Annotated in this window: 4 protein-coding genes; all 4 read right to left on the minus strand. The window is 29.6% G+C overall.

The window, feature by feature from the left end; all coding sequences use genetic code 11:
* Positions 1–149: 149 nt before the first annotated feature.
* On the minus strand, positions 150–488 hold the full coding sequence (locus NSA58_RS17555) for a PqqD family protein (protein ID WP_074078998.1): 339 nt from the start codon (positions 486–488) through the stop codon (positions 150–152).
* Between the two features lie 6 nt (positions 489–494).
* On the minus strand, positions 495–2,414 hold the full coding sequence (locus NSA58_RS17560) for an OPT family oligopeptide transporter (protein WP_039681355.1): 1,920 nt from the start codon (positions 2,412–2,414) through the stop codon (positions 495–497).
* Between the two features lie 257 nt (positions 2,415–2,671).
* Positions 2,672–2,866 (minus strand): UDP-N-acetylglucosamine 2-epimerase, encoded by a 195-nt coding sequence (locus tag NSA58_RS20920; protein ID WP_074079001.1) that lies wholly within the window; start codon positions 2,864–2,866, stop codon positions 2,672–2,674.
* Positions 2,867–3,038: 172 nt separating this feature from the next.
* Positions 3,039–3,176 carry a UDP-N-acetylglucosamine 2-epimerase gene (locus NSA58_RS17570; RefSeq protein WP_242842779.1) on the minus strand — a complete coding sequence of 46 codons (138 nt, stop codon included), beginning with the start codon at positions 3,174–3,176 and terminating at the stop codon, positions 3,039–3,041.
* Between the last annotated feature and the right edge of the window lie 313 nt (positions 3,177–3,489).

The raw sequence follows: 3,489 nt of genomic DNA on the forward strand, positions 1-3,489 counted from the left end.
AAAAGAGGAGAATAATGATAAAAAATATTTTCAAATAGAAAGCATACCTACAATTTTATGGGGGAAAATCAAAGTTGATTATTTTGCATAGAAATAAAATATACTTCATACATAAAGGGCATATCTTTTTTGATATGCCCTTTCTAAATTTATTCAACTCTCTCTATATAATTACAATTAACCTCAATATGATTTAGAAACATCAATAATCTTTCATAAAGAGGATGAGAATCCTCTCCATAAACCTTTTCTAGATTTTTGCCTATTTCCTCAACATTTTTCTTACCATCTATTTGTAAAAAAACAAAGCTGCAATATTCATCAAGTTTAATTTTTTTATAAAGAGGTATCCTAAATTTTAATTTCCTAAAAAAATTTTGAATAGGATGATTTTGCTTTTCTAAAACAGTTACAGTATTATTATCAACCTCATAATCTATATTATTTGAAATTTTAAATATTATTTTTAAAGCATCCTCATTATTCATTACTCATTATTCACTATCCTTCACTTTTGATTTTAAAATAGGTATGATTGTAAGGATTATCAAGACAACTAATAATACGGCAGCCATTCCATTTCCAGCAGCAAAGCCACTAGGTGTATTTCCACCAACAAGACCAGTTACTTGACAAATTATACCTATAAGCCCAAGTATAGAACCACCAGCAACAAGTCCTGAAGATAAACTTATACCATTACTAACTTTAACTTCTTTTTCTTTATCACTTTTAGCTGTTTTTTCAATAAATACACGAATTAAAGCTCCTACTAAGATTATAGAAGTAGTTGCAACTGGCAAATAGAATCCTATAGCAACTGTCATTATAGGTAAATCTAAAAAGTATAAAACTATTGCCATAAATATACCAACTACTATCATAACCCATGGTAACTCACCAGACATTATACCGGAAGTAAGAGTAGACATTAAGTTAGCTTGAGGTAGTGCAAATGGAGGATTATCACCAGTTATTTTTAATTGATCTGTTAATAAAACCATAACACCAACAACAACTATAACACCAACGATACTAGCTATTGTAAAATAACGTTGCATTTCGTTTTTGTTACCACCTATAACATAAGTTACTTTTTGAGATTGACAGTATCCACCAGCGATTGCTATGGCAACAACTATAAATGAACCAAATAAAAGTAAAGATGTATTATCAACTTTAGAAGTCCATCCCATAACAACAAATACTAAAGTAACTATAACTAAAGAAGCTATTGTCATACCAGATACAGGAAGATTAGATGTTCCTATAGTTCCTGTTAATCTACCAGCAACTATAACAAATAATAAAGATAATATAAATGATAATACAGCTCCTATAATAGCCATTAAAAAGCTTCCAGAAATAATAAATGCAGCGATAAAACCAATTATAACTCCACCTAATAAAATTAATAATTGAGTAGAAGAACCATCACCTTTAGTAGCGCTAGATCTTGCTTTAGCAGTTTCTTTTACTGAAGCAATTATAGTTGGTATAAGTTTTATAGCACCTATTATACCACCGCATAACATCATACCAGCGCCTATGTATTTAACATAAGAACTAGAAATATCTGCAACAGTCATTTGATTTACTGCTAATGAAGCATTGTTCCATACCATTACACCGTCATTTGCCATTTCAGTGAAATAACCAATTAAAGGAGTAATACCAAATACTGATAAGATGGAACCTGCAAACATAGTTAAAGAAACATCAAGACCGACGATAAATCCAATACCAAGTAAAAGTGGATTAACTTCCAAGTCAAATTTCCACTTGTACCAAGACTTACCTGTAAAAGACATGACATTGTTTGCTATATTTAAAAAAGCACTTGTAAGTGTGTTAATAACACCACCTATAACAAACCCAACTCCCATGTACTTTATAGAATCTCCACCACTATCTGATGCTACTAGAGTTTCAGATATGGCCATAGACTCAGGGTAAACAAGTTGACCATGTTGGTCAATAATTAAGTAATTATAAACAAGTGAAGCTATACCAATACCAAATAGGACACCTCCAACACCAACTGCGATACCTTCTAAGAAAGAAATTTTACCACCTACTAATATAACAGCTGGTAATACAAATATAAGACCACTGGCAACAGATTCACCACCACTAGACATACCTTGGATTAAGTTCTTTCCAAGTATACCTTTTTGTTTTGCAAAAATAGCAATAAAAGCGGAACCTATGATTGCACCAGGAATACCTGCAGCAACAGTAAGACCTGCTTTCATGCCTGAATAAGCAGTAGAAGCGGAAAATATGACTGCAAATATAATACCTATAATAAGTACAGCAGTATTTCCACCAGTTCTTGACTTATCCGTAATATATGGAACGTAGTCTTTTCCAGCTACGCCTCCATAAGCCTCTTTTGGTAATTTTTTATTCAAATTACACACCCCCTTATTATGTTCAAATAAATTGTAGCACATGAAAACTTTATATATTTGTTAAATTTATCCTCATAAATAGACAAAAAAATATATAAAATTCTAAAAAAATATATAAAAAAGAATTCATTTGTCTAATTTAGAGTAAAAAAATATGTATATACGATATATTGTCGCATTATTTTCTTATTATAAAATGATTGCATTAAAATTATTTAATAATGAGAATATTATTTATGGAAAGTTTTTGATATTAATCAATAGATAAGAGGTGGAAACTTATTGTAGAGATTATAATATATGATATCAATATCTCTTACTATAGGATTTAAGTGTATAGGATAAATTACTTGTATATTATCAAATTTATCAACTATTCTCTTGATGGTACTAAACATGCTTTTCATATTTTCACCTAAATTTCCCCGTCTATGAGCAGTAAGAAGTATCATTTGTCATTACCAATTTTCTCAAGGATTTTATGAGTATAATCTTTTTTTACTGTAGTTTTTAAAGCATCTATTGCTGTATTTCTAGTAACATATATAGTATCTTCATTTTTACCTTCTTTTAATAAGTTATCCTTTGATATACAAAATGCATATCAGCTATAATTCCTATTACCTACTTATTTATTTCCTTAGGATAAGGTGAGTATTTGTCGTAAGTTATTAGACCTGCTTTCACATGACCCCAAATAACTTGATTGTAAAATGCCGCAAAACTTGCTACTAATGTTGTTGCATCTCCATGAACTAACACAATATCAGGCTTTACTTATTTTATAACTTTATCTAAACTTTGTAAAACTCTAATTGTTATATCTGCAAGGCTTTGTCCTGATTTTATTATATATGAATCATAATTAGGTTTTATGTCAAATGCATTTAATACTTAATCTAACATTTGCCTATGTTGAGCTGTTACACAAACAATACTTTCTATTTCTTTTCTAGATTCCAATTATTTTACTAGAGGTGACATTTTTATGGCCTCGGGTCTAATACCAAATATGGTCATTACTTTGATTGCTATGGTATTCTCCTTTTAAAAATAATATTTATATTATTATAAG

It is taken from the genome of Terrisporobacter muris, from assembly GCF_024621905.1.
Lineage (GTDB): Bacteria > Bacillota > Clostridia > Peptostreptococcales > Peptostreptococcaceae > Terrisporobacter > Terrisporobacter muris.

Excerpts from the sequence above, each read along its gene's own strand:
- NSA58_RS17555 (WP_074078998.1), bottom strand. The coding sequence starts at position 488 with ATGAATAATGAGGATGCTTTAAAAATAATATTTAAAATTTCAAATAAT.
- NSA58_RS20920 (WP_074079001.1), bottom strand. The coding sequence starts at position 2,866 with ATGATACTTCTTACTGCTCATAGACGGGGAAATTTAGGTGAAAATATG.